The sequence below is a fragment of the Thioalkalivibrio thiocyanoxidans ARh2 genome (assembly GCF_000385215.1).
Taxonomy (GTDB): Bacteria; Pseudomonadota; Gammaproteobacteria; order Ectothiorhodospirales; family Ectothiorhodospiraceae; genus Thioalkalivibrio; species Thioalkalivibrio thiocyanoxidans.
In genome coordinates this window covers 1-23,560 of the sequence record NZ_ARQK01000032.1, presented here as the reverse complement: position 1 = coordinate 23,560, position 23,560 = coordinate 1, and the positions used below count along the sequence as shown (strand labels likewise).

Sequence of the window (23,560 nt, the reverse complement as noted above, 5' to 3'; positions counted from 1 at the left end):
GGCGCCATGAGCGAAACATCGGAGGACCCGAAACGCCTTTTTGTCCTGGACACCAATGTCCTGATGCACGACCCCACCGCGCTGTTCCGCTTCAAGGAACACGACATCTTCCTGCCCATGGTCGTGCTCGAGGAGCTCGACCGGGGCAAGAAGGGGCTCTCCGAGGTCGCGCGCAACGTGCGCCAGGTCTCGCGCTTTATCGACGAGCTGATGAGCGGCGCGACCCACGAGCAGATTGCCGCCGGGTTGCCGCTACAGGCCGAATCGCTCAGCGAGTCGACGCTCGCACCCTCCGGGCGGCTGTTCTTCCAGACCCGCAATCTGACCTCGCGCCTGCCGGACTCGCTGCCCGGATCGACCCCGGACAACGACATCCTGGCCACCGCGCAGGCGCTCAAGGCCGAGTGGGCGGACCTCCCGGTCACGCTGGTCTCAAAGGACATCAACCTGCGCATCAAGGCGGCGGTGATCGGCCTGCACGCGGAGGATTACTACAACGACCAGGTCCTGGACGACGTCAGCCTGCTGTTCTCCGGCATGACAGAGCTGCCGGCGGACTTCTGGGAGACCCACGGGGCCAAGATGGACTCCTGGCAGGAGTCCGGGCGCACCTATTACCGGGTGACCGGGCCGCTGGTCGCGGAGTGGCAGCCCAACCAGTTCGTCTACCGCGAGGGCGAGAATCCGCTGTCCGCGATCGTGCTGGAAATCGACCAGCCGAACGAGTCGGCGGTGATCGAGCTCGTGGACGACTACATGACCCCGCGCCACAGCGTCTGGGGTATCAACGCCCGCAACCGCGAACAGAACTACGCCCTGAACCTGCTGATGGACCCGGAGGTGGATTTCGTCTCCCTGCTGGGGGTGGCCGGCACCGGAAAGACCCTGCTGACCCTGGCCGCGGGACTCGCGCAGACGCTGGAGGACAACACCTACAAGGAGATCATCATGACTCGGGTCACGGTCCCGGTGGGCGAGGATATCGGCTTCCTCCCCGGGACCGAGGAAGAGAAGATGACCCCGTGGATGGGCGCGCTGATGGACAACCTCGAGGTGCTGGCGAAGTCCGAGGGGGCCGGCGACTGGGGACGGGCGGCCACCCAGGACGTGCTGACCAGCCGCATCAAGATCCGCTCGCTGAACTTCATGCGCGGGCGCACCTTCCTCAACCGCTACATCATCCTCGACGAGGCGCAGAACCTGACCTCCAAGCAGATGAAGACCTTGATCACCCGCGCCGGGCCGGGCACCAAGGTCGTCGCGCTGGGCAACATCGCGCAGATCGACACCCCGTACCTGACCGAGACCTCGTCCGGCCTGACCTACGTGGTGGACCGTTTCCGCAACTGGACCCACAGCGGGCACATCACGCTGACCCGCGGCGAGCGCTCGCGGCTGGCGGACTACGCCTCGAATCATCTGTAAGGGCTGTGCTGTGGGGGCGCCCCGTCACTGCGAGGCGCGGGAGGGCTAACCGTCCTCGCTGTAGCGTACGCAGGCGCGGTCGGTCTCCCACAGGGTCAGCGCGTGCATGCGCAGGCCCGGGCGGTTCAGGCGTTCGGACATCTGGCGGAAGAACCACTGCGCGATATTCTCGGCGGTCGGGTTGACCGTATCGAACGGCGGGACGTCGTTCAGATAGCGATGGTCCAGCTGCCCGGCGATCTCGCGCGCGGCGGTCTTGACCACCTTGAAGTCCACCGCCATGCCGGCGTCGTCCAGGGTCTCGGCCTGGACCTCGGCCTCCACCTTCCAGTTGTGTCCGTGCATGTTCGCGCACTGCCCCGGGTAGTCACGCAGGGTATGCGCGGAGGCAAAGTCGGTCAGGACACGGAGGGTGTAGCGGGCACTCATGATCTTTTCCGGGCGAGCGGCCGTCGCCGGCCGGGGGTTTGTCAGCCCGCGAAGCCTAGCCGGCCGCCGTCTTCCGCGCAATTCTCCTGCCCGGATGCGTGGCGAACCGCGGCCAGCACGCCCTCGGTGTCGAGGCCGCAGTCGGCCAGGATCTGTTCGCGCGAGCCATGTTCGGTGAAAACGTCCGGGATGCCCAGTACCTGGCAGGGCAGGGTCAGGCCCTCGGCGGAGAGCCATTCCAGCACCGTGCTGCCGGCGCCACCGGCGCGGGCATGATCCTCGAGTGTCACGAAGCGCTCGTGGCTGGTGGCCAGCCGCGCCAGGAGTTCGGTGTCGAGCGGCTTGATGAAACGCATGTTCACCACGGTGGCGTCCAGCGCCTCGCCGGCGGCCAGGGCGGTCTCCAGCAGCGCGCCGAAGCTGAGGATCGCCAGGCCCCGACCCTCGCGCACGACCTCGGCGCGTCCGATCGGCAGGGTCTCCAGATCCTCGCTACCCCCTTCCGGCAGGGCCCCGGGGCCGCCGCCGCGCGGATAGCGCACTGCCGCCGGGCCATCGTGGGCGTAGCCAGTGGACAGCATCTGGCGGCACTCGCGCTCGCTGGCCGGGGCCATCAGCAGCATATTGGGGACGCTGCGTAGCAGCGCGGTATCGAAGGTGCCGGCATGGGTCGGGCCATCGGCGCCGACGATCCCCGCACGGTCCACCGCGAACAGCACCGGCAGGTTCTGCAGGGCGACGTCGTGGATCACCTGGTCCATCGCCCGTTGCAGGAACGTCGAGTAGATCGCGACGACGGGCTTTTGCCCCTCGCAGGCCATGCCGGCGGCCAGCGTGACCGCGTGCTGCTCGGCGATGCCGACATCGAAGTAGCGTTCCGGGAACTGCTCGGAGAAGGCGACCAGGCCGGAGCCCTCGCGCATCGCCGGGGTGATGCCCAGCAGACGCTCGTCGGCCGCGGCCTGGTCGCAAAGCCACTGGCTGAAGATATCGGTATAGGTCGGTGCCTTCGGGCCGGAGGGCTTCAGGCCGTTTTCCGGCTCGAACTTGGAGACCCCGTGGTAGCGGCAGGGGTCTTCTTCGGCCGGGGCATAGCCCTGTCCCTTGCGCGTGACTACATGCAGCAGCTGCGGGCCGTGACCGCCGCGCAGGTTCTTCAGGATCGACACCAGGCCGCTCACGTCGTGTCCGTCCACCGGCCCGAAGTAGCGAAAGCCCAGTTCCTCGAACAGCGTGCCGGGCACCAGCATGCCCTTCATGTGTTCCTCGGCGCGCTCGGCAAAGGCCTTGACCGGCGGGACGAACTCCAGCATGCGCTTGGAGCCCTCGCGCACCGAGCTGTAGATGCGTCCGGACAGCAGGCGGGTGAAGTACTGGTTCATCGCGCCGACGTTGGGCGAGATGGACATGTCGTTGTCGTTCAGGATGACCAGCAGATTGCAGTCGAGATCGCCGAGGTGGTTGAGCGCCTCGAAGGCCATGCCGGCGGTCATCGCCCCGTCCCCGATGACTGCGACATGCCGTCGGTCCAGTCCCGCGTGCTTGGCCGCCAGGGCCATCCCGGCGGCGGCGCTGATCGAGGTGCTGGAGTGCCCGGCCCCGAAGGCGTCGTATTCGCTCTCCGCGCGCTTGGGGAAGCCGGCCAGGCCGCCGTACTGGCGCAGGCTGGCCATGCCGTTCCGCCGCCCGGTCAGAATCTTGTGCGCGTAGGCCTGGTGGCCGACGTCCCAGACGATGCGATCGTCCGGGGTGTTGAACGCGTAGTGCAGCGCGATCGCCAGCTCTACCGTGCCCAGGTTTGCGGCCAGGTGCCCGCCTGTGCGCGAGACGCTCTCGATCAGGAACTGGCGCAGTTCTGCTGCAAGCCCCGGGAGTTCCGAGGCCGGGTGCGCCCGCAGGTCAGCGGGCCATTCGATTGCATCCAGCAGGGGGGTGGAGGTCATGGGCAGGCCGTATCAGTTCATGCGGTCGACGATGTACCGCGCCAGGAAGCGAAGCAAGTCCGCCTCCTGGCCGAAGGGTTGCAGCTCGGCCAGCGCCTCGTCGACCAGGGCCACCGCGCGCTCGCGCGAGGCCTCCAGGCCCTGCAGCGAGGGGAAGGTCGCCTTGTCCAGCCGGGCATCCGCGCCACAGGCCTTGCCGAGCACCTCCGGGTCGCCCTCCACGTCCAGCACGTCGTCGCGGATCTGGAAGGCCAGGCCAATGCATTCGGCGTAGCGGGTCAGGTGGCCGAGATTGTCCTCCGAGGCGCCACCGGCGATTGCGCCCAGGCGCACCGACACGCGGATCAGGGCGCCGGTCTTGAGCCGGTGCATGCGTTCCAGTTCCGCCAGATCGATCGGCTTGCCGCAGGCGCCGAGATCGATGGCCTGCCCGCCCGCCATGCCGCGCAGGCCCGCTGCACGGGCGAGCTCGGCCAGGGCTTCCAGACCGGCCTGGCCGGGCAGGGCGCGTACGCCGGCGGCCAGGATCTCGAAGGCGCAGGCCTGCAGCGCATCCCCGGCAAGGATGGCGGTGGCCTCGTCGAACGCACGGTGGCAGGTCGGCCGCCCACGGCGCAGGTCGTCGTTGTCCATTGCCGGAAGGTCGTCGTGGATCAGCGAGTAGACGTGGACCATCTCCACGGCCGCGGCCATCGCATCGAGTACCTCATCAGGGGCGCTGCAGGTGGCCCCGGCTGCGTACACCAGTACCGGGCGCAGACGCTTGCCACCGGAGAGCGTGGCATAGCGCATGGCCTCGATCAGCCGCGCGTCCGGCGCAGAGTCGGGCGCGAGACGCTCGTCGAGTACGGTCTCGATACGACGCTGATAGGCCTTCAGCGCCTCGGATGGATCTGGGATGCTCAAGGCAGGGTCCTAAAAGGGGACGTCGTCGGGGTCGGTCGGGGTGTCGGGGGCACTCCCGGTCGCGGCGGCCTCCGAGGAAGGCTCGCCGGCGAGTTTCTCGATGCGTGCCTGGGCGTCGTCCAGCGCCTTCTGACAGCGGCCAACCAGTTCCATGCCGCGCTGAAATTCCGCCAGCGACTGTTCCAGGCCCAGTTCGCCGGATTCCATCCGCGCCACCAGGGCCTCCAGGGCCTCCAGGCTGGCTTCGAATTCGGCGGGGCTGTCGGTGGACTGGTCGGTCATGGTGTCGTGTTCGTATTGGATTGCGGGGACCAAAAGGTGAGAAAGTATCCGATCCGTCGCGGCGAGAAAAGGCGCCGGGCAACCGGCGGCTTGAGTTTCGTGACCGCGCCCCCACGGTCAGCGGGGCAATCGGTTGACATGCGACCGGGGGCTGACTAGAGTTTCAACGTGTTTTAGACAAGGTCTAAATGCCCGATCTGCACAGCAGTCGCATCGATGTGTGGATCCTAACCAGCAAGAGGAGAGACCCATGGAACTGAAAGGTAGCAAGACCGAAGAAGCCCTCAAGGAGGCCTTTGCCGGCGAATCGATGGCCAACCGCCGTTACCTGTACTTCGCTTCCAAGGCGGACGTGGAAGGCTACAACGACGTCGCGACCGTGTTCCGTTCCACCGCCGAAGGTGAAACCGGCCACGCCCACGGCCACCTCGAGTACCTCGAGAGCTGCGGCGACCCGGCCACCGGCCTGGAATTCGGTCCCACCGCCGCGAACCTGAAGACCGCTGTTGCCGGCGAGACCCACGAGTACACCGACATGTACCCGGGTATGGCCAAGACGGCCCGTGACGAAGGCTTCGATGAAGTCGCCGACTGGTTCGAGACCCTGGCCAAGGCGGAGCGTTCTCACGCCAACCGTTTCCAGAAGGCGCTGGATCAGCTGGACGACTAAGTCGTTTCCCGGCCGTAGTACGCGGGGCCGGCCCTGGCCGGTCCCGTTTCCGGGAGGTACGGAACAGCCTGTGAAGTCAGCCCGACGGCTGCGTTCGCATGTTGTTCCGTGTTTCCCTCGAAGCATCGTCACTGATACGGACACCGGAGGGATGCATGTCTGCGCCGACGCACCAACGTGAAGGAAGTCTGGAAGCCCCGACCCGTCATCCGCTGGACTGGAAGAACCCCGAGTTCTACGACGAGGAATCGTTGTTCGCCGAGCTGGAGCGGGTCTACGACATCTGTCATGGCTGCCGGCGCTGCGTCAGCCTTTGCAACTCCTTCCCCACGCTGTTCGATCTGGTCGACGAGTCGGAGACCATGGAGGTCGACGGCGTCGACAGGAAGGACTACTGGAAGGTGGTCGATCACTGCTACCTGTGCGATCTGTGCTACCTGACCAAGTGCCCGTATGTGCCCCCGCACGAATGGAACGTCGATTTCCCGCACCTGATGCTGCGGGCCAAGGCCTTCCGTTTCCAGAACGAGGGCGCGAAGGCCTCGCACAAATTCATGTCCAGCACCGACACGGTCGGCAAGCTGGCGGGCATCCCGGTCGTGGCCGGTGCGGTCAACGCCGCGAACAAGAACGGTGCGGTGCGCAAGCTGCTGGACAAGACCATGGGGGTGCACCCGGACGCTCCGGTCCCCGAGTACCACTCGAGCAAGGGCCGCTCGCGCCTGGCCAAGGTCGCCCAGGGTGTGAGCAACCCGGAGCCGGCCGGCGCCACCCAGGGCAAGGTCGCCCTCTACGCCACCTGCTACGGCAACTACAACGAGCCGCACCTGGTCGAGGACCTGGTCAAGGTCTTCGAACACAACGGCATCGAGGTGACGCTGGTCGAGAAAGAGCAGTGCTGCGGCATGCCCAAGCTCGAGCTGGGCGACCTGAAGGCCGTGGAGTCCGCGAAGGATGCGAACATCCCGGCGATGAAGCGCATGATCGATCAGGGCTACGACATCGTCGCCCCGGTCCCGTCCTGCGTGCTGATGTACAAGCAGGAGCTGCCGCTGATGTTCCCGGACGACGCCGACGTGATCGCGGTACGGGACCGCATCTTCGATCCGTTCGAGTACCTGATGGAGCGGCACAAGGAAGGCAGGCTGAACACCGACTTCCCCGAGAAGCTGGGCAAGATCGCCTACCACGCGGCCTGTCACCTGCGGGTGCAGAACATGGGGCTGAAGACTCGTGACCTGCTGAAGCTCGTGCCGGATACCGAGATCGACGTGATCGAACGCTGCTCCGGGCACGACGGTACCTACGGCGTGAAGAGCGAGTTCTACGAGACTGCGGCCAAGATCTGCCGCCCGGTGGTGAACCGGGTGCAGAAAGCCGAGTCCGATCACTATTCAAGCGATTGCCCGATGGCCGGGCACATGATCGAGAACGGACTGCAGGGCAAGGGCGAGGACAAGGCGCCCGAACACCCGCTGACCCTGCTGCGCCAGGCCTACGGCCTGTAGCGCCGGTTTGTTGCCAACAGAACACGACGTGCGCCCGCCGGGGCGATCGCGGATGGAGACAAGACATGGCCAGTGACAGCTACCACGAACCCGTCGGGGAACTGAGTGACGAGTCGCGCGAGATGCATCGCGCCATCGTCTCGCTGATGGAAGAGCTTGAGGCGGTGGACTGGTACCAGCAGCGCATCGATGCCTGCAAGGACGAGGAACTGAAGGCGATCCTCGCGCACAACCGCGACGAGGAGATCGAACACGCGGCGATGGTGCTGGAGTGGATCCGTCGCCATAACCCGGTGTTCGACCACGAACTGAAAGACAACCTCTGGTCCGACAAGGACTACACAAAGATGGGAGACCACGACCATTGAGGGGTCCTGCGGACCAGTCCGACGTGACGGAGGTATCGAGATGGAGGCAAGTGTGGACAAACTGAGTCGAGAAGACCTGTATTCGCTGGAGAAGTACCACGAGGTGCGGCCCCAGTTTCGCAACGAGGTCATGCAGCACAAGCGCAACCGCGTGGTGCAGGTGGGGCCGGCCGTGACCCTGCACTTCGAGGATCGCAAGACCATGCAGTACCAGATCCAGGAGATGCTGCGGGTCGAGAAGATCTTCGATGCCGAGGGCATCCAGGACGAGCTGGACGCCTACAACCCGCTGATCCCGGACGGTTCCAACTGGAAGGCGACCATGATGGTCGAGTACCCGGACGTGGACGAGCGCAAGGTGCAGCTGTCCAAACTGATCGGGATCGAGCGCAAGACCTATGTGCAGGTCGAAGGCCACGACAAGGTCTATCCGATCGCCAACGAGGACCTGGATCGGGAAACCGATGACAAGACCTCGTCGGTCCACTTCCTGCGCTTCGAACTGACCCCGGAGATGGTCTCCGCCGCGAAATCCGGTGCGGCCATTGCCATGGGGGTGGAGCACGAGAACTACAGCCACCGGTTGGACGCCGTCCCCGAGGGCACGCGCGAGTCCCTCGCCTCCGACCTCGACACCGTCAACTGAAGCGGCCTTTTTGCCCGCTTCACCAAAGGCGCCTCCGGGCGCCTTTTTCGTTTCCGGCTTTTGCCGCGGCTGTTCAGGCTGGGCCTGGTTCGTCCTCTGGAGTTTACGTGCCTTCGTCCGGCCGCCTGCCATGCGCTGTCTCGCCAGCGCGCAGCGAGGTACTTTCTTGCTTGCCCAAGAAAGTACCCAAAGAAGGGCACCCGGATTCCGCCCGGGAACCTTGCTCCAGGGTCCTCGGGCCGGCGGCGCTGAAACTCGCTGCGCTGCGCTTCGCTCAGACAGTCAGCGCCTCTCCTCCGTCCCGAGGACCCTTCCGCAAGGGGCTTCATACGGGGGATGAAGGTCAAGACAACGGCTGGCTTGACGTTCGTGCCAGTAGATGGAGGCTGGGTGTTCCAACATCCTGGGCACGCGCGGCCTTCGGCCCTGGCGTGCCGCGCCCGCGAGCGGGCGCCGGCGGAGCCCATCGTAGGATGCTGATGAGCGCAGCGAATCGCATCAGGGTTGCCCCGACGTTGGCATGGTGCGTTTCGCTGCGCTCAACGCACCCTACAGCTCGGGCTTGTAGCGGGTGCTCGAATACCGCCCGTTTTCGATTAACAACTGGCGGGGCGCGCTGCCGAGACAGCGCCTGGCAGGCGGCCGGACGAAGCCACCGTAAACTCCAGCGCGTGGACTAGGCCCAGCCACAAGAGGCGGCGGGGCCGGGCGCTAAAGGGCGTCGAGGACCTCCGAAAGGCGCGAGACTGCGACGACTTCCATGCCCTTGATGGGCTTGCGCGGCGCATTGGCCGCCGGCGCGATCGCTCGGGTGTAGCCGTGCTTGGCGGCCTCGCGCAGGCGCTCCTCGCCGTTCGGCACCGGCCGGATCTCGCCGGCCAGCCCGACCTCGCCAAAGGCCAGCATCTCCTGCGGCAGCGGCCGGTCGCGAAAGCTCGACAGCGCGGCGGCGAGCATCGGCAGGTCGGCTGCGGTCTCCGTTACGCGCACGCCGCCGACCACGTTGATGAATACATCCTGGTCGAACAGTGCCACGCCGCCGTGGCGGTGCAGTACGGCCAGCAGCATGGTCAGGCGGTTCTGCTCCAGCCCCACGGTGATGCGCCGCGGTTGCGGGGCATGACTCTCGGAGACCAGGGCCTGCACCTCCACCAGCAGTGGCCGGGTGCCCTCACGGGTGACCATGACCACGGAGCCGGGCACCGGGCCCTGATGCCGGGACAGGAAGATGGCGGAAGGATTGGATACGGCCTTCAGGCCGTTTTCCAGCATCGCGAACACGCCCAGCTCGTTGACCGCGCCGAAGCGGTTCTTCACCGCGCGCAGCATGCGGTAGCGCCCGTCCGGGTCGCCTTCGAAATACAGCACCGTGTCGACCATGTGCTCGAGCACGCGCGGTCCGGCCAGTTGGCCGTCCTTGGTCACGTGGCCCACCAAGATCACGGTGATGCCGCGCTGCTTGGCCAGGCGCACCAGGGCGGCGGCACTCTCGCGCACCTGCCCGACCGAGCCGGGGGCGGACTGCAGTGCGGCGGTGTACAGCGTCTGGATGGAGTCGATCACCAGCACGCGCGGGCGTTCGCGTTCGCAGGTGGCGATCACGTTTTCCACCTGGGTCTCGGTCAGCAGGCGCAGCCCGTCGACCGCGAGCCCCAGGCGCCGCGCGCGCATGCTGATCTGCTGGGCGGATTCCTCGCCGGTCACGTAGAGCGTGTCGTCGACGGGCAGCATGGCCAGGGTCTGCAGCAGCAGGGTGGACTTGCCGATACCCGGGTCGCCACCCAGCAGCACGACCGAACCGTGTACCAGTCCGCCGCCCAGGGCACGGTCCAGCTCCGACAGGCCGGTGCCGGTCCGTGGGACTTCGCCGGCCTCCACCTCGCCCAGCCGGGTCATGCCGGCGACCTCGCCCGCGTAGCCGCCGCGCGGTCCGGACGGGGTGGCCGGCACGGCCTCCTCCAGGGTGTTCCAGGCGCCGCAGTCGCCGCACTGGCCCGCCCACTTGGGGCTCACCGCGCCGCATTCCCGGCATACGTGCTGGGTCTTCGCCTTCGCCATCAGGCTTCCTTGTCGTCCGGTGTGGCGGGCAGGTCGGGGGCGACCACGCGCACGGTGCGGATGGTGTTGTTCTTGATCTGCACGATGTCCATCACCACGCCGTTGATGCGTACGCTGACCGGCGCCTCGGGAATGCTCTCGAGGTATTCGACGATCAGCCCGCTCAGGGTCTTGGGGCCGTCCACCGGGAGCTCCAGGCCCAGCGAGCGGTTGAGCTCGCGCAGGTGGATGCCGCCATCGACCATCGCCGAGCCATCGTCCTGGCGCAGCACGTCGTCGCTCATGGCCGGGGAGTCGGTGGTGAACTCGCCGACGATCTCTTCCAGCAGGTCCTCCAGGGTGATCAGGCCTTCGATATCGCCGTACTCGTCCACCACCAGGCCGATACGCTTTTTCTGCTGCTGGAAGTTGATTAGCTGACGATTCAGCGCGGTGCCTTCTGGGATGAAGTAGGGCGGGCTCAGGATCTGGCGCAGATCATCGGGACCAAACTCGTCGCGCTCGATCAGGGGCAGGGCATCGCGTCGGTGCAGGAATCCGACAATGTGGTCCAGCTCGCCCTCGACGACTGGCAGGCGCGTGAAGCTGCCATGCACCAGTTGCTCGAGGACTTCGTTCCAGGGCTCGTTCAGGTCCAGCACCACGATCTCGTTGCGCGGGATCATGATGTCCTCGACCGTGGTGCGTTCAAGCTCCAGCAGGTTCAGCAGCATGCGCTGGTGGTTGGCCGGGATCAGGGCGCCTGCCTCGGAGACCACGCTGCGCAGCTCGTCGGTATTCAGGGCCGAGCGCTGGCCGGGCGTCATATGCACCCCGAACAGTCGCAGCACACCGTTGGCGAGGACGTTGATCATCCAGACCACAGGCCACAGCACCTTCAGCAGGCCGGCATAGACCCAGGCTGCCGGGTAGGCGACACGTTCGCTGTGCAATGCGGCCAGGGTCTTGGGCGCGGTCTCGGCAAAGATCAGCAGGGTCAGGGTGAGTACACCGGTGGCGATGGCGACCCCGGTATCCCCGAACAGACGCCAGCCGATAAAGGTGGCGATCTGGGCAATCAGGATGTTGACGAAATTGTTGCCCAGCAGGATCAGCCCGATGAGGCGGTCCGGGCGCTCCAGGAGACGCGCAGCGATAGCGGCCGTTCGATGTCCGGTCTGGGCACGGTGGCGCATGCGATAGCGGTTGAGCGCCATCAGTGCGGTCTCCGAGCCGGAGAAGAACGCCGACAGCAGGAACAGTACGATCAGGGCGCCGAACAGGAAGGAGAGCGGGATCTCTTGCAAGAGGCGGCCTGCGGGTCAGGGATGGGGTGGTCGCGCCGTGGTGGGCGTCTGGTTCATTTCAGGCAAGCGTTGCAGGGGTGTCAAGCCCTCTCCGCGGCTTCAGATCCGCCCGAGGATGACCTCCAGCACGAGCTTGGAGCCGAAATAGGCCAGCACCAGCACTACGAAGCCGCCTGTGGTCCATGCGAGGGCGCGTGTCCCGCGCCAGCCGAGGCGCCAGCGGCCAAGTAGCAGGATGGAGAAGATCCCCCAGGCCAGCAAGGACAGGATGGTCTTGTGCACCAGGTGCTGCGCGAACAGGTCATCCACGAAGACGAAGCCCGAGAGCAGACTGAGTCCGAGGAACAGCCAGCCGATGAAGATCATGCGGAACAGCCAGATCTCCATCGAGAATAGTGGTGGCAGGAAGCGCACGATCCCGGAGGTGTGGTGGTTGTGCAGCGCACGGTGTTGCGTAGCCATCACCGCAGCCTGGGCCGTCGAGAGCGCGAGGAAGGCCCAGCCGAGTGCCGAGAACAGGATGTGTACATCGATCCCGGCGGAGGTCGCGTAGCGAGTGCCGTCTTCGCACAGCAGCGCGCCCAGCGCGGCCAGTGCGGTGAGCGGCAGGATCACCACACCCAGTACCGCCAGCGGGTGGCGCAGGGCGGTCAGCCAGAGCAGGGCCGCCACCAGCCATAGCGAGGCGGACAGGGCATTGCCCAGGCACAGGTTCAGACCGGCCTCGGTTACCACCAGCGGGATCAGCGCGGCCAGATGCACAACCAGGGCGGTCAGCCACAGCACCAGGGGCGCGCGCGGCTGTCCGGCGGCCAGGGGCTGGCTGCGGGTGGCGACAATGAGGTACCCCGTGGTGGCGAGATACAGGGCTACGGCAAGCAATCCGGCAACGGTGGTCATGGGGGGCGATTATCCCCGCTCGCGCGTCTGAATGCACATTCGGGGATGTCCTGTGCCGGCAATCCCGTAATGCTGGCGGGGACGTGCAGGCGGATGGGCGGGGCCGCTATACTGTCCGGTCTTTCCCGGCGATGGCCGGGGCCCGATCGAGACGAGGACAGACGATGTTCGACGGCCTTTCCAGCCGCCTGCAGGAGACGATGAAGCGCCTGAAGGGTCAGGCGCGGCTCACCGAGGACAATATCCGGGATGCCCTGCGCGAGGTGCGCATGGCGCTGCTGGAGGCCGACGTGGCCCTGCCTGTCGTGCGCGAGTTCATCAAGGACGTCAAGGAAAAGGCGCTGGGCAAGGAGGTCGTCGGGAGCCTCACCCCGGGGCAGGCCCTGATCAAGGTCGTCCACGACGAGCTGGTCGCGACCATGGGCGGGGAAAATGCCTCGCTGGATCTCGCCGTGCAGCCGCCGGCCGTGGTGCTGGTGGCCGGTCTGCAGGGCGCGGGCAAGACCACCAGTATCGGCAAGCTCGCGCGCCTGTTGCGGGAACGCGAGAAGAAAAAAGTCGCCGTGGTGAGCTGCGACGTCTACCGGCCTGCCGCGATCCAGCAGCTGGAAACGCTGGCCGGGCAGGTCGGTGTCACCTTCTATCCCAGCGACACCAGCCAGAAGCCCGAGGCCATCGCCGAGGAAGCGGTCACTCGGGCGCGGCGCGAGGGTGTCGAGGTGCTGCTGGTGGACACCGCCGGCCGGCTGCATGTCGACGAAGACATGATGGCCGAGGTGAAGGCCCTGCACCAGGCGATCGACCCGATCGAGACCCTGTTCGTGGTCGATTCCATGACCGGCCAGGACGCGGCGAACACCGCGCGCGCCTTCGGCGAGGCCCTGCCGCTGACCGGTGTGGTGCTCACCAAGGCCGACGGGGACGCCCGTGGCGGTGCCGCGCTGTCGGTGCGCCAGATCACCGGGGTTCCGATCAAGTTCATCGGCATGGGCGAGCGCCCGGATGCGCTGGAGCCGTTCCATCCCGAACGCATTGCCTCGCGCATCCTCGGCAAGGGCGATGTCCTGTCGCTGGTCGAGGAGGCCAGCCGTCAGGTCGACCAGGACAAGGCGGCCAAGCTCACGCGCAAGCTGAAGAAGGGGCGCGGCTTCGACCTGAACGACCTGCGCGAGCAGCTCGGCCAGATGCAGAAGATGGGCGGGATCAGCTCGATGCTGGAAAAGCTCCCCGGGGGCGGCAAGCTGCCCGACGGGGTGAAGAACCAGGCCAACGACAAGGAGATCGGTCGCATGATGGCGGTGATCTCGTCGATGACCGAACACGAGCGGCGCCACCCGGACGTTATCAAGGGGTCGCGCAAGCGCCGGATCGCCGCCGGCTCCGGCACCCAGATCCAGGACGTGAATCGCCTGCTCAAGCAGCACGCGCAGATGAGCAAGGCGATGAAGAAATTCTCCAAGGGTGGCGCGTCGAAGATGATGCGCGCCCTGGGTGGAAAACTCGGCGGCATGGGGGGAATGGGTGGCCCCGGCGGGGGCATGCCGTTCCGCTAGCCAGAGGCCGGCCCCGCCCCGGCACCTTGTGCTGGCGGCGGGATTCGTTATAATCGCGCGTTTTCTCGAGAAAACGGACTCAAACGGGGTTCTACACAACATATGGTTACGATTCGCCTGCTACGCCGCGGCGCCAAGAAGCGCCCGTTCTACTCGATCGTCGTCACCGATTCGCGCAAGCGTCGGGACAGCGGTTACAAGGAACAGATCGGTTTCTTCAACCCGGTCGCCCGCGGTCAGGAAGAGCCGCTGCGCATCGATCTGGAGCGCGTGGACTACTGGCTGGGTCACGGCGCCGGCATGTCCGAGCGCGTGAACCATCTGGTCAAGGGCTACCGCAAGCAGCAAGCCGCGGCCTGAGGCCGTTGGCTCGCTGATTACGCGTAGTCCGAACCCCGGTGATGAGCGAGGCGGGTGAACGCATCCGCGTCGGGCGCGTCTCCGGGGTGTACGGCGTGAAGGGCTGGGTCCGGATCTTTTCCGAGACCGAGCCGCGCGCCGCGATTGCCGACTTCCCCCGGTTGTGGTTGCGTTCCGGCGCCGACTGGCGGCTGGCGGAGGTCGAAGCGGGCCGGGCCCACGGGCCCGGCGTCGTGATGAAATTTGCCGAGACCGCGGATCGCGAGGCGGCCTACGGCCTGATGGGCGCCGAGCTTGCGATTGAGCGCGACTGGCTCCCGCCCGCCGAGGACGGCGAGTACTACTGGGCCGACCTGCTGGGCATGGAGGTCGAGCACCAGGACGGGACCGCACTCGGGCGCATCTCCGGATTCATGGAGACCGGCGCCAATGATGTGCTGGTCGTGCGCGGCGAGCGTGAACGCCTGATCCCGTGGGTACGGGGCCAGTACATTCTGGATGTGGACCTGGAGGCCCGGCGGTTGCGGGTCGACTGGGATCCGGAATTCTGAGGCGGACGATGCGCTTCGATATCGTCACGCTGTTTCCGGAGCTGGTGACGGCGGTGGGCGAATCCGGGGTGACCGGGCGGGCGGTGCAGCAGGGCCGACTCGTGCTGGAGACCTGGAACCCGCGTGACTGGGGTGCCGGTTTCCACCAAGCGGTGGATGATCGTCCCTACGGTGGCGGCCCCGGCATGGTCATGCAGTATGGGCCGCTGGCGTCCGCGCTGGAGGCGGCGCGGGCCGATGCCACGGCACCCTTGCATGTGATTGCCCTGACCCCGCAGGGGCGGCCGATCCGGCAGGCCATGCTGCGAGAGCTGGTCAGGAAGCCGCGGGTGGCGCTGGTGTGCGGCCGCTACGAGGGCATCGACGAGCGCTTCATCGAGGCGCAGGTCGACGAGGAATGGTCGCTGGGCGACTATGTCCTGTCCGGTGGCGAGCTGGGCGCGATGGTGGTGATCGATGCCTGTGCGCGCCTGCTCCCGGGTGTGCTCGGGCACGCGGATTCCGCCGGGCAGGACTCGTTCAGCGAGGGCCTGCTCGACTGCCCGCACTACACGCGGCCGGAGGTCGCGGCGGGGCGCGCGGTGCCATCGGTGCTGCTGGGTGGCGACCATGGCGCGATCCGGCGCTGGCGACGGCGCGAGGCGCTGGGGCGCACCTGGGAGCGGCGGCCGGATCTTCTGGCGCGTGAAGAGCTCGGGGTCGAAGATCTGGCCCTGTTGGACGAATACCGTGTGGAACGCCGGAAAGGCGGTCCGCACACCGAAAGCGATGATTGAGGTCGAACGATGAACAGCGTGATTCAGGAACTGGAAGCCGAACAGATGAAGTCCGACGTGCCGGACTTTGGCCCGGGCGACACCCTGGTGGTGCAGGTGAAGGTGCGTGAAGGCGAGCGTGAACGCCTGCAGGCCTTCGAGGGTGTGGTGATCGGCAAGCGCAGCCGTGGCCTCAACTCGGCGTTTACGCTGCGCAAGGTCTCCTACGGCAATGGTGTGGAGCGGACCTTCCAGACCCACAGCCCGCAGATTGCCGAGATCAAGGTGAAGCGGCGCGGCAAGGTGCGTCGGGCCAAGCTGTACTATCTGCGCGATCGTACCGGCAAGGCCGCGCGTATCAAGGAAGACATCAAGGCGAACCGGAACGGCGCCTGATGACCCGGGTGGCCGCGCAGCTCCGCTCGCGCCCGCCCGGTTTTCCGTTGTCGGCCGAATCGGCCTTGCGAAGCCAGCGCTGCCTCCTGCCGGGAGTCGCGCTGGCTTTTGTGTGGCTGGAGTCCGGGCAGGGTGATCTGCTGGCCTGCGGCTGGCAGCGTCCCGGCGACGAATCCGACCTCGCGCCGTTGCGGGATATTCCGGCAGCCGATCGTTGCCCGCCCGCCTTCGATCCCGCCGACTACGCAAGCGACCCGCTGCAATGGCGGGCAACGTCGGCGGTTCCTCCGGGCACCGAACATGCCCGCCGCGTCTGGGCGGCACTCTCGGCGATCCCGGTAGGCGAGGTGCGTACCTATGCGCAGATCGCCGCCGAGATCGGGTCGGCCCCGCGTGCCGTGGGGCAGGCCTGTCGGGCCAACCCCTGGCCCCTGTTCATTCCCTGCCATCGTGTCGTGTCCGCGCGCTACAGGGGTGCGCGCGACATTGGCGGCTACGCGGGCGACCAGGATGGCCCGCTGGCCGAGGTGAAGCGGGCTTTGCTCGTTCACGAAGGCGTCCTACAGTTCGACTAGGATCGCCTTTTTTCTTTGCTGCGCCCCTCTGCCCCGCCATTCGGTGCGCTTCCCTCCAGTTGTTCAATGACTTGCCGAGCGCCTTGGGCCAGCCGCGCTTCGGGTGTCCCCCTCGATGCGCAAAAAAGTCCACCACACGACGGAATAGATTTCCCGCATGCCGCGTCTGCCAAACGGTGCTGGCCGCCGAGAATCCTTGAAAAACAGACTGTTAGAAAACGCTAATATAGCTTTTTGTGTTGACAGCACGGACCCCGGTTCAGCACTCTGCTACTCAGGTCCGGGCCGCCCCGGCCACGGACCGTATCGAAAAAACCGTGTGATGGAGGTTTCCATGTTCAAGAAAGCATTGCTTGCGTTGCCCGTAGCAATGGCAGTCGGGGTTGCGGGTACCGCGGCCCAGGCAGAATGGCAGGACCCGAACGACGTTCTGCAGAAGCTGCTCGAGGCGCAGCCCGATTCGAAGTACCTGCATCAGAGTGAAATGAACATCATGATGATGCCGGACAACCCCGCCCTGTACCTGCTGGATGACGGCGAAGAGCTGTTCTACAAGGAGCGTGGTCCGAACAATGTCTCGCTGGAGGCCTGCGACTTCGGCAAGGGCGAGGGTGTCCTGGAAGGCGCCTACGTTCGCCTGCCGCGCTACTTTGACGACGTCGGCAAGGTCATGGACTTCGAGCAGCGCCTGGTGCACTGCATGAAGGAGATCCAGGGCTTCACCGAAGATGACTCCGCTGTCTCGCAGCGCCATGGTTCCGGCTCGGACATCATGCGGCTGACCACCTACATCGCGCACCAGTCCTCCGGCTACGAGTGGGACCTCCCGCTGGATCATCCGGAAGAGCAGGCGATGCGTGACGCCGGCGAGGTGCTGTTCTTCCGCCGCGGTGGCGCGATGGACTTCAACTGCGCGTCCTGCCACGGCCAGTCTGGCAAGCAGATCCGCGCGTCCGTGCTGCCGGAGATGCGCAACTCGCAGGAGTGGACCAAGGCGGTCTCCTGGCCGGCCCACCGTGCGGGACAGGATAACGTCCGCAGCCAGAACCACCGTATCCGTGGCTGCCTCTGGCAGATGCGTCATGCCGGTATCCTGCCGGACACCCCGGTGAACACCGCGCTGATCTCCTACTGGAATGACGCGGCGCGTGGCGAACCGGCCATCCTGCCCGATCTGAAGCGGTAACTACGGACGCAATAGGAGACATCAAGTATGTTTAATAAAAACACTGTTGCGGCCGGTGTGGCCGCATTTGCATCCGTCGCCCTGGCTGCCGGCTGTGCCGTCGCCGACGGCAACAAGGCGGATGACGTGGATATCACGGCCATGAGCGCCGATGAGCTGGCCGAACATCTCATCTTCGAGACCGGCAGCTGGCGTGACCAGGAAATGCAGGAAGGCGGTACCTGGGCCGACCGCATGACCCAGGACGAGATCCAGAAGGCCTGCTCGTTCGACAACACCCGCAACGATCTGGATGGCGAGGTCGCCGGCAAGGTCGTGGCGCTCGCGCGCGAGCAGTACGAAGCGCCGGAAGGCGATATCGAGCTGGGTGACTGGCGCAAGGGTGCCGAGCTGGCGGATTCCGGCTACGGCTACCGCATCGGCCACAATATCGATGACCACGGTACCCGCGAGCCGGGTGGCAACTGCTACAACTGCCACGTGATGGATTCGAGCGTCTCGGTGCAGGGCACCATCGGCCCGAACCTCGAGAACTACGGGGCGCAGCGTGGCGACAGCCAGGAGATCCGTCAGTACGTGCATCAGGTGATCTCCAACCCGCATCAGTACTTCCCCTGCGGTGAAATGCCGCGCTTCCAGGGGCTGCTGACCGAAGAGCAGATCAGCCACATCATGGCCTACCTGCTCGATCCGGAGTCCCCGGTTAACAACCGGTAAGTCGTTTCGCACGACAGCTGCCCGGTCCCGGATGGGACCGGTGCAGCATGGCAGCAAAACGGGTTGTCACGCATGACGCGTGGCAACCCGCTTCCTTACGAATTTCTGTGGTCGGGTATTTGTCGGGTCTGGCTTGCGCCAGAAGCCGCCTGCCGGGCCGCAATATGGGCTGAACAGGGGAACCGATGGGTCGCGGGACGATGCGGCACGGGCTGGAAAAGCCATCGGTTGTGACGGACGTGAGGGGAGGCTCAGGGATGTTCAACAAGAAAATGCTGACCGCCGCGGTGGTCGTGTCGGCTTCTGCCGCGCTGGCGGGTTGCGACCAGTTCTTTCAGGACGCCTCGGACCGCGAGGTCGACATCACCCAGATGAGCCCCGAGGAACTCGCCGAGCACCTGGTGCTCGAGAGCGACAGCTTCCGTCTGGACCAGGAAGTCCAGGAAGGTGGCACCGGGCGAGAGCGGATGCAGCAGGACGAGATCCAGGCCCTCTGTTCGCTCGAAGGTTCTCCCGACAACGAGACTGCAGGTCAGGTAGTCGCAGCGGCGCGTGCGTCGTACGAGCGGCCGGATGGAGGGGTGGAGCTGGGTGACTGGCGGCGTGGAGCGGAACTCGCCCGCTCTGGTTATGGCTATCGCGTTGGGCATAACAACGACGACCACGGTACGCGGGAGCCGGGTGCGAACTGCTATGCATGCCACCAGATGGACCCGGCGGAGACCACCTATGGCACGATCGGGCCGAGTCTCGCGAACTACGGGCGCGAGAGGGGTACCGACGAGTCGGTGCTGAACTATGTGCACGAGGTGATCAACAACCCGCATCAGTATTTCCCCTGCACTCACATGCCGCGATTCGGGCGCAACTTCCTGACGGAGGAACAGATCAGCCACGTGATGGCCTATCTGCTGCACCCTGATTCGCCGGTCAATCAGTAAGCCGTTCACACGGTCGCGGGCGGGTCGTAAAGGCCTTCCCTCCTTGAGCCATCGCGGGGCACTCGCGGTGGCTCTTTTGTATGGGGAGACAGGGTTCGGCAGGTTCCGAGAGCCGTATGAGCTGCTATCAACATGCGCGCCATGCCGGCAACTTTGCCGATGTGCGCAAACATCTCGTGTTGTGGACGCTTCTCGACGCCTTGCGGGAGAACACCCAGCCGTTCGTGGCGCTGGATCTGTACGCCGGCGTCGGCCGCTATGACCTCACCGGGGAGGGTTCCTCGGCCACCGGAGACTGGCAGCAGGGAATTGGCCGCCTGTGGGAGGCGCGTTCGGAGATGGCGGCGGACCCGCTCCTGCTGGGCTATCTCGGTGCCGTCGCGGCGAAGCAGCCGGACCCGGCCCGGTTAAGGTACTACCCGGGGTCACCCGAACTGATCCGGGCCAGCCTGCGAGAGCGGGATGCCCTGATCGCCAGCGAGCCGCGCGCTGCGGCCCGGGCAGGCCTGCGGGCGACGTTGAACCGTGATGCGCGCTGCCGCGTGCACTCGTACGATGCCCTTACGGCAGTGCACGCCCTGGCCCCTCCGCCGCTCGAGCGCGGCCTGGCGTTGCTGGATCCGCCCTATGAGAGCCAAGGCGAGTACGCGGAGGTGGCGCGGGTCGCGCGGATCCTGCGTGCCCGGTGGCGCACAGCCATTGTCGCGATCTGGTATCCAGTGGTTCCCGGTCGGCCCGACCAGTCCCTGCGCGCCGAGCTGACCTCCGCACTGGAGGTCCCGTGGCTTGTGAGCGAACTTCACATCCGCCCGGAAGCTGGAGGTGGCCGCGGCATGGCCGGCTCGGGTGTCCTGCTCCTTCGGCCGCCCGAGCCCCTGGGAAGGCGTTTGTCCGCGGTGCTCGGGCGGGTGCACGCGGTCCTCGACCCCGAGTGCCACGGCGGGGTGTACGGGGAGCAGGGCCCTTGAAATCGGCGCGGGTGACCCCACGTCGAGTCCTGTCGAACCCATTCAAGCGCACGAGAGGACATACAGGACCATGACGGACACGCAGACCGCTTCGGCCGCCGAGGGCCATACCGAGACTCGCCGCTTCGAGACCGAGGTCAGTCAGCTGCTGCAGCTGATGATCCACTCGCTGTATTCCAACCGCGAGATCTTCCTGCGCGAACTGATCTCCAACGGTGCCGACGCCTGCGACAAGCTGCGCTTCGAGGCACTGGCCGAGCCTGATGCGATCCCGCAGCCGGCCGAGCTGGCGATCGACGTCGAGGTAGACAAGGAGGCCCGGACCGTCACCGTGCGCGACAACGGCATCGGCATGTCGCGCGACGAGGTCGTCGAACACATCGGGACCATTGCGCGCTCCGGTACCAGGGCCTTCCTCGAGAAGCTGACCGGCGACCAGAAGAAGGACTCGCAGCTGATCGGCCAGTTCGGCGTGGGGTTCTACTCTTCGTTCATCGTGGCCGACCACGTCCGCCTCGAGACGCGTCGCGCGGGTACCCCCGAGGAGGCCGGTACCCGCTGGGAGTCGCGTGGCGACGGCGAGTACACCCTGGCTGACTGCGAGCGCCCCGAGGCGGGGACCGAGATCACGCTGACGCTCAAGGAGGATGCCGACGAGTTTCTCGAGCCCTTCCGTCTGCGTCACATCATCAGCCGCTACTCCGACCACGTGGCGTTCCCGATCCGCATGCGCAAGGCCGATGACGACGGCAAGCCCACCGACGAGTGGGAGACTGTCAACCGCGCCAGCGCCCTGTGGACCCGGCCGAAGAGCGAGATCAGCGACGACGAGTACCGCGAGTTCTACAAGCACGTCGCGCACGACTTCGAGGATCCGGCCGCCTGGACCCACAACCACGTCGAGGGACGCCAGGAGTACACCACGCTGTTCTACATCCCGAAGCGCGCCCCGTTCGACCTGTGGGACCGCGACGCGCGCCACGGCGTCAAGCTGTACGTGAAGCGCGTGTTCATCATGGACGACGCCGAGAAACTGCTGCCCAGCTACCTGCGCTTCGTGCGCGGGGTGGTGGACTCGGCCGATCTGCCCCTGAACGTCTCGCGCGAGATCCTCCAGGACAACCGCCTGGTGGACTCCATCCGCTCCGGATCGGTCAAGAAGGTCCTCGGCCTGCTGGAGGGCATTGCGAAGAACGAGCCGGAGAAATACGCCGAGATCTGGCAGAACTTCGGCCGCGTACTGAAGGAGGGTCCGGGCGAGGACTACGCCAACCGCGAGCAGATCGCGGGCCTGCTGCGCTTCGCCAGCACGCACAACGACGACGACACCCAGAACGTCTCGCTGGCCGACTACATCGGCCGGATGAAGGACGGCCAGGACGCGATTTACGTGATCACCGCGGACAACGCCAGCGCGGCGCGCAACAGCCCGCACCTGGAGATCTTCCGCAAGCACGGTATCGAGGTGCTGCTGCTGTCCGACCGGGTCGACGAGTGGCTGCTGTCGCACCTGCGCGAGTTCGATGGCAAGCCGATCAAGAATGTCGCCAAGGGTGACCTCGATCTGGACAAGATCATCGGCGAGGAGGCGGCGACAGAGGATGCCGCGGACGACAGCGCGAAGGCCGACCAGGACCTGGGCGACCTGCCGGAGCGTATCCAGACCGCGCTGGGCGAGCGCGTCGACTCCGTGCGCGCCTCGAAGCGCCTGGTCGACTCGCCGGCCTGCATTGTGCTCGGCGAGCACGAGATGGCGTTGTATCTGCAGGAGCTGCTGAAGCAGGCCGGGCAGGAGACCTTCTCCAGCAAGCCGGTGCTCGAGATCAACCCGAAGCACCCGCTGGTCGAGCGTCTGCGCGCCGCCGAAGGGGACGACTTCAAGGATCTGGCTTCGCTGCTGTTCGACCAGTCGCTGCTGGCGGAAGGCGGGCAGCTGGAGGACCCATCCGGTTTCGTCTCGCGCCTGAACCGCCTGCTGCTGCAAGAGGCCTGAGCCCGACACCGGCGAGGCTCAGTCCCCGGAAACCGCCCCGGAAAAGGGTGGACCTGACGTCACGGGGTCATGCGCGTTACCCTGTGCGGTTCATGAATCGAGAGGGCGAAGCCCATGCAAGTTGCACAAAACGCCGTGGTGTCCATCCACTACACCCTGACCAACGATGCTGGCGAGACCATCGACAGCTCCGAGGGCCGCGAGCCGCTCGCCTACCTGCACGGGAATGGCCAGTTGGTGCCGGGTCTCGAGCGCGAGCTCGAGGGCAAGGCCGCCGGTGACAAGGTCCAGGCCAAGGTGGCGCCGGAAGAGGGCTATGGCGAGAAGATCGAGGCCATGGTGCAGGAGATCCCGCTGGAGGCGTTCCAGGGCGTGGATTCCGTGCAGCCGGGCATGCAGTTCCAGGCGCAGACCCAGAACGGCCCGCTGACCGTGACCGTGACCAAGGTCGAGGGCGAGACCGCGACCGTGGACGGCAATCACCCGCTGGCCGGCGAGAACCTCAACTTCGACGTCGAGGTGGTCGAGGTCCGCGAGGCCTCCGCCGAGGAGCTGGAGCATGGCCACGCCCACGGCGTCGGCGGTCACCAGCACTGAGCGCGTCCGCATGCCTCGCCCTGCGCAGGGCGGACCCTCAAGGGCCCCGGACTCCGGGGCCTTTTTTGTGTCCGCGCATCATCGTTCCCGTTCTTAGTAAATGGTGTTGCAAACCATTCGCATTCGCTATAGTGTGGCGTCCGTGCTGAACGACGGGCGGAAAAGCGGAGTGCTGGCAGACGGACGTCGGGCGCCGAATAATGCGGTGTTCGGATCGCGCCAATGCCTCTCATGAAACCACCCCGTCAAGGTCCCGCCAGCCGCCTGCGCCCCCTCGCGCTGGGCCTGGCCGTCAGTGTTGCGCTGCACGGTGCGGTGCTGGGGGGGCTCTGGCTCGTGCGCGACGACGAAGAGCCCGAGCTGATGGAGTCCGGGGCCGGTGGTGGCCTGCAGGCCCACTGGGTCGACCTTGACAGAATTCGGCCCGAGGGCATGCTCGCCGAAGACTCGGGGGAACCAGAGCCGGAACCAGAGCCGGAACCAGAGCCGGAACCAGAGCCGGAACCAGAGCCGGAACCAGAGCCGGAACCAGAGCCGGAACCAGAGC

At 66.2% G+C, this 23,560-nt stretch carries 23 protein-coding genes and 2 pseudogenes; 18 read left to right on the top strand and 7 right to left on the bottom strand.

Annotated features, from left to right (window positions below):
- The first annotated feature begins 6 nt into the window (after nt 1-6).
- Nucleotides 7-1,425: a PhoH family protein gene (locus G372_RS0102200; RefSeq protein WP_018865352.1), complete on the top strand. Its 1,419-nt coding sequence runs from the start codon at nt 7-9 to the stop codon at nt 1,423-1,425.
- Nucleotides 1,426-1,470: 45 nt separating this feature from the next.
- On the opposite strand, the gene queD is transcribed toward G372_RS0102200, so the two are convergent.
- From queD to G372_RS0102180, 4 genes are read right to left on the bottom strand one after another with little or no spacing between them, the layout of a single operon-like run.
- On the bottom strand, nt 1,471-1,854 hold the full coding sequence (queD, locus tag G372_RS0102195; RefSeq protein WP_012981827.1) for a 6-carboxytetrahydropterin synthase QueD: 384 nt from the start codon (nt 1,852-1,854) through the stop codon (nt 1,471-1,473).
- A gap of 41 nt (nt 1,855-1,895) precedes the next feature.
- Nucleotides 1,896-3,797: a 1-deoxy-D-xylulose-5-phosphate synthase gene (dxs, locus tag G372_RS0102190; RefSeq protein WP_019624614.1), complete on the bottom strand. Its 1,902-nt coding sequence runs from the start codon at nt 3,795-3,797 to the stop codon at nt 1,896-1,898.
- Between the two features lie 12 nt (nt 3,798-3,809).
- Nucleotides 3,810-4,703 carry a (2E,6E)-farnesyl diphosphate synthase gene (gene ispA / locus G372_RS0102185; RefSeq protein WP_019624613.1) on the bottom strand — a complete coding sequence of 298 codons (894 nt, stop codon included), beginning with the start codon at nt 4,701-4,703 and terminating at the stop codon, nt 3,810-3,812.
- 9 nt (nt 4,704-4,712) lie between these two features.
- Nucleotides 4,713-4,985 (bottom strand): exodeoxyribonuclease VII small subunit, encoded by a 273-nt coding sequence (locus tag G372_RS0102180; RefSeq protein ID WP_019624612.1) that lies wholly within the window; start codon nt 4,983-4,985, stop codon nt 4,713-4,715.
- A 250-nt stretch (nt 4,986-5,235) separates the two neighbouring features.
- Here G372_RS0102180 and G372_RS0102175 point away from each other — a divergent pair, with 250 nt between their 5' ends.
- From G372_RS0102175 to G372_RS0102160, 4 genes are all read left to right on the top strand, one after another.
- The gene (locus G372_RS0102175) at nt 5,236-5,655 is read left to right on the top strand and encodes a rubrerythrin family protein (protein WP_018137817.1); all 420 of its coding nucleotides are present in this window, start codon (nt 5,236-5,238) and stop codon (nt 5,653-5,655) included.
- Between the two features lie 155 nt (nt 5,656-5,810).
- A complete protein-coding gene (locus G372_RS0102170; RefSeq protein WP_019624611.1) occupies nt 5,811-7,163 on the top strand; it encodes a heterodisulfide reductase-related iron-sulfur binding cluster in 1,353 nt (450 codons plus the stop codon).
- A gap of 65 nt (nt 7,164-7,228) precedes the next feature.
- Complete coding sequence (locus G372_RS0102165) at nt 7,229-7,531, top strand: encapsulin-associated ferritin-like protein (protein WP_019624610.1); 303 nt, start codon at nt 7,229-7,231, stop codon at nt 7,529-7,531.
- 40 nt (nt 7,532-7,571) lie between these two features.
- Nucleotides 7,572-8,177 (top strand): DUF3501 family protein, encoded by a 606-nt coding sequence (locus G372_RS0102160; protein WP_019624609.1) that lies wholly within the window; start codon nt 7,572-7,574, stop codon nt 8,175-8,177.
- Nucleotides 8,178-8,888: 711 nt separating this feature from the next.
- On the opposite strand, the gene radA is transcribed toward G372_RS0102160, so the two are convergent.
- The 3 genes from radA to G372_RS0102145 form a co-directional block, all read right to left on the bottom strand.
- Nucleotides 8,889-10,235 (bottom strand): DNA repair protein RadA, encoded by a 1,347-nt coding sequence (radA, locus tag G372_RS0102155; protein WP_019624608.1) that lies wholly within the window; start codon nt 10,233-10,235, stop codon nt 8,889-8,891.
- Entirely contained in the window at nt 10,235-11,521 is a 1,287-nt protein-coding gene (locus G372_RS0102150; RefSeq protein ID WP_018865401.1) for an HlyC/CorC family transporter, read from the bottom strand. The genes radA and G372_RS0102150 overlap by 1 nt, the downstream gene beginning before the upstream one ends.
- Before the next feature lie 99 nt (nt 11,522-11,620).
- Nucleotides 11,621-12,421: a cytochrome C assembly family protein gene (locus tag G372_RS0102145; RefSeq protein ID WP_018865402.1), complete on the bottom strand. Its 801-nt coding sequence runs from the start codon at nt 12,419-12,421 to the stop codon at nt 11,621-11,623.
- A 164-nt stretch (nt 12,422-12,585) separates the two neighbouring features.
- On the opposite strand from G372_RS0102145, the gene ffh reads away from it, so the two are divergent.
- The 13 genes and pseudogenes from ffh to G372_RS14415 all read left to right on the top strand — a co-directional run.
- A complete protein-coding gene (ffh, locus tag G372_RS0102140) occupies nt 12,586-13,974 on the top strand; it encodes a signal recognition particle protein (protein ID WP_019624607.1) in 1,389 nt (462 codons plus the stop codon).
- A gap of 102 nt (nt 13,975-14,076) precedes the next feature.
- Entirely contained in the window at nt 14,077-14,334 is a 258-nt protein-coding gene (rpsP, locus tag G372_RS0102135; protein WP_012981840.1) for a 30S ribosomal protein S16, read from the top strand.
- A 41-nt stretch (nt 14,335-14,375) separates the two neighbouring features.
- Nucleotides 14,376-14,885 (top strand): ribosome maturation factor RimM, encoded by a 510-nt coding sequence (rimM, locus tag G372_RS0102130; RefSeq protein ID WP_018865404.1) that lies wholly within the window; start codon nt 14,376-14,378, stop codon nt 14,883-14,885.
- Between the two features lie 8 nt (nt 14,886-14,893).
- Nucleotides 14,894-15,661, top strand: coding sequence for a tRNA (guanosine(37)-N1)-methyltransferase TrmD (gene trmD, locus G372_RS0102125; protein ID WP_019624606.1), 768 nt, complete (start codon nt 14,894-14,896; stop codon nt 15,659-15,661).
- A 9-nt stretch (nt 15,662-15,670) separates the two neighbouring features.
- The gene (gene rplS, locus G372_RS0102120; RefSeq protein ID WP_018865406.1) at nt 15,671-16,036 is read left to right on the top strand and encodes a 50S ribosomal protein L19; all 366 of its coding nucleotides are present in this window, start codon (nt 15,671-15,673) and stop codon (nt 16,034-16,036) included.
- The gene (locus G372_RS0102115; protein ID WP_019624605.1) at nt 16,036-16,611 is read left to right on the top strand and encodes a methylated-DNA--[protein]-cysteine S-methyltransferase; all 576 of its coding nucleotides are present in this window, start codon (nt 16,036-16,038) and stop codon (nt 16,609-16,611) included. The genes rplS and G372_RS0102115 overlap by 1 nt, the downstream gene beginning before the upstream one ends.
- A 370-nt stretch (nt 16,612-16,981) precedes the next feature.
- The gene (soxA, locus tag G372_RS0102110) at nt 16,982-17,797 is read left to right on the top strand and encodes a sulfur oxidation c-type cytochrome SoxA (RefSeq protein ID WP_019624604.1); all 816 of its coding nucleotides are present in this window, start codon (nt 16,982-16,984) and stop codon (nt 17,795-17,797) included.
- A 27-nt stretch (nt 17,798-17,824) separates the two neighbouring features.
- Nucleotides 17,825-18,514: a sulfur oxidation c-type cytochrome SoxX gene (soxX, locus tag G372_RS0102105; protein ID WP_018865409.1), complete on the top strand. Its 690-nt coding sequence runs from the start codon at nt 17,825-17,827 to the stop codon at nt 18,512-18,514.
- Between the two features lie 257 nt (nt 18,515-18,771).
- Nucleotides 18,772-19,455, top strand: coding sequence for a sulfur oxidation c-type cytochrome SoxX (soxX, locus tag G372_RS0102100; protein ID WP_018865410.1), 684 nt, complete (start codon nt 18,772-18,774; stop codon nt 19,453-19,455).
- A 116-nt stretch (nt 19,456-19,571) separates the two neighbouring features.
- Nucleotides 19,572-20,466 (top strand): annotated as a pseudogene (gene rlmJ / locus G372_RS0102095) (23S rRNA (adenine(2030)-N(6))-methyltransferase RlmJ); the annotation flags it as partial.
- A 27-nt stretch (nt 20,467-20,493) separates the two neighbouring features.
- The gene (gene htpG, locus G372_RS0102090) at nt 20,494-22,416 is read left to right on the top strand and encodes a molecular chaperone HtpG (protein WP_019624602.1); all 1,923 of its coding nucleotides are present in this window, start codon (nt 20,494-20,496) and stop codon (nt 22,414-22,416) included.
- 114 nt (nt 22,417-22,530) lie between these two features.
- Entirely contained in the window at nt 22,531-23,013 is a 483-nt protein-coding gene (locus G372_RS0102085; RefSeq protein WP_018865413.1) for an FKBP-type peptidyl-prolyl cis-trans isomerase, read from the top strand.
- Nucleotides 23,014-23,244: 231 nt separating this feature from the next.
- Nucleotides 23,245-23,560: pseudogene (locus G372_RS14415) on the top strand (energy transducer TonB); the annotation flags it as partial.

Excerpts from the sequence above, each read along its gene's own strand:
- G372_RS0102200 (WP_018865352.1), top strand. The coding sequence starts at position 7 with ATGAGCGAAACATCGGAGGACCCGAAACGCCTTTTTGTCCTGGACACC.
- queD (WP_012981827.1), bottom strand. The coding sequence starts at position 1,854 with ATGAGTGCCCGCTACACCCTCCGTGTCCTGACCGACTTTGCCTCCGCG.
- dxs (WP_019624614.1), bottom strand. The coding sequence starts at position 3,797 with ATGACCTCCACCCCCCTGCTGGATGCAATCGAATGGCCCGCTGACCTG.
- G372_RS0102180 (WP_019624612.1), bottom strand. The coding sequence starts at position 4,985 with ATGACCGACCAGTCCACCGACAGCCCCGCCGAATTCGAAGCCAGCCTG.
- G372_RS0102175 (WP_018137817.1), top strand. The coding sequence starts at position 5,236 with ATGGAACTGAAAGGTAGCAAGACCGAAGAAGCCCTCAAGGAGGCCTTT.
- G372_RS0102170 (WP_019624611.1), top strand. The coding sequence starts at position 5,811 with ATGTCTGCGCCGACGCACCAACGTGAAGGAAGTCTGGAAGCCCCGACC.
- G372_RS0102165 (WP_019624610.1), top strand. The coding sequence starts at position 7,229 with ATGGCCAGTGACAGCTACCACGAACCCGTCGGGGAACTGAGTGACGAG.
- G372_RS0102160 (WP_019624609.1), top strand. The coding sequence starts at position 7,572 with ATGGAGGCAAGTGTGGACAAACTGAGTCGAGAAGACCTGTATTCGCTG.
- radA (WP_019624608.1), bottom strand. The coding sequence starts at position 10,235 with ATGGCGAAGGCGAAGACCCAGCACGTATGCCGGGAATGCGGCGCGGTG.
- G372_RS0102145 (WP_018865402.1), bottom strand. The coding sequence starts at position 12,421 with ATGACCACCGTTGCCGGATTGCTTGCCGTAGCCCTGTATCTCGCCACC.
- ffh (WP_019624607.1), top strand. The coding sequence starts at position 12,586 with ATGTTCGACGGCCTTTCCAGCCGCCTGCAGGAGACGATGAAGCGCCTG.
- rpsP (WP_012981840.1), top strand. The coding sequence starts at position 14,077 with ATGGTTACGATTCGCCTGCTACGCCGCGGCGCCAAGAAGCGCCCGTTC.
- rimM (WP_018865404.1), top strand. The coding sequence starts at position 14,376 with ATGAGCGAGGCGGGTGAACGCATCCGCGTCGGGCGCGTCTCCGGGGTG.
- trmD (WP_019624606.1), top strand. The coding sequence starts at position 14,894 with ATGCGCTTCGATATCGTCACGCTGTTTCCGGAGCTGGTGACGGCGGTG.
- rplS (WP_018865406.1), top strand. The coding sequence starts at position 15,671 with ATGAACAGCGTGATTCAGGAACTGGAAGCCGAACAGATGAAGTCCGAC.
- G372_RS0102115 (WP_019624605.1), top strand. The coding sequence starts at position 16,036 with ATGACCCGGGTGGCCGCGCAGCTCCGCTCGCGCCCGCCCGGTTTTCCG.
- soxA (WP_019624604.1), top strand. The coding sequence starts at position 16,982 with ATGGCAGTCGGGGTTGCGGGTACCGCGGCCCAGGCAGAATGGCAGGAC.
- soxX (WP_018865409.1), top strand. The coding sequence starts at position 17,825 with ATGTTTAATAAAAACACTGTTGCGGCCGGTGTGGCCGCATTTGCATCC.
- soxX (WP_018865410.1), top strand. The coding sequence starts at position 18,772 with ATGTTCAACAAGAAAATGCTGACCGCCGCGGTGGTCGTGTCGGCTTCT.
- htpG (WP_019624602.1), top strand. The coding sequence starts at position 20,494 with ATGACGGACACGCAGACCGCTTCGGCCGCCGAGGGCCATACCGAGACT.
- G372_RS0102085 (WP_018865413.1), top strand. The coding sequence starts at position 22,531 with ATGCAAGTTGCACAAAACGCCGTGGTGTCCATCCACTACACCCTGACC.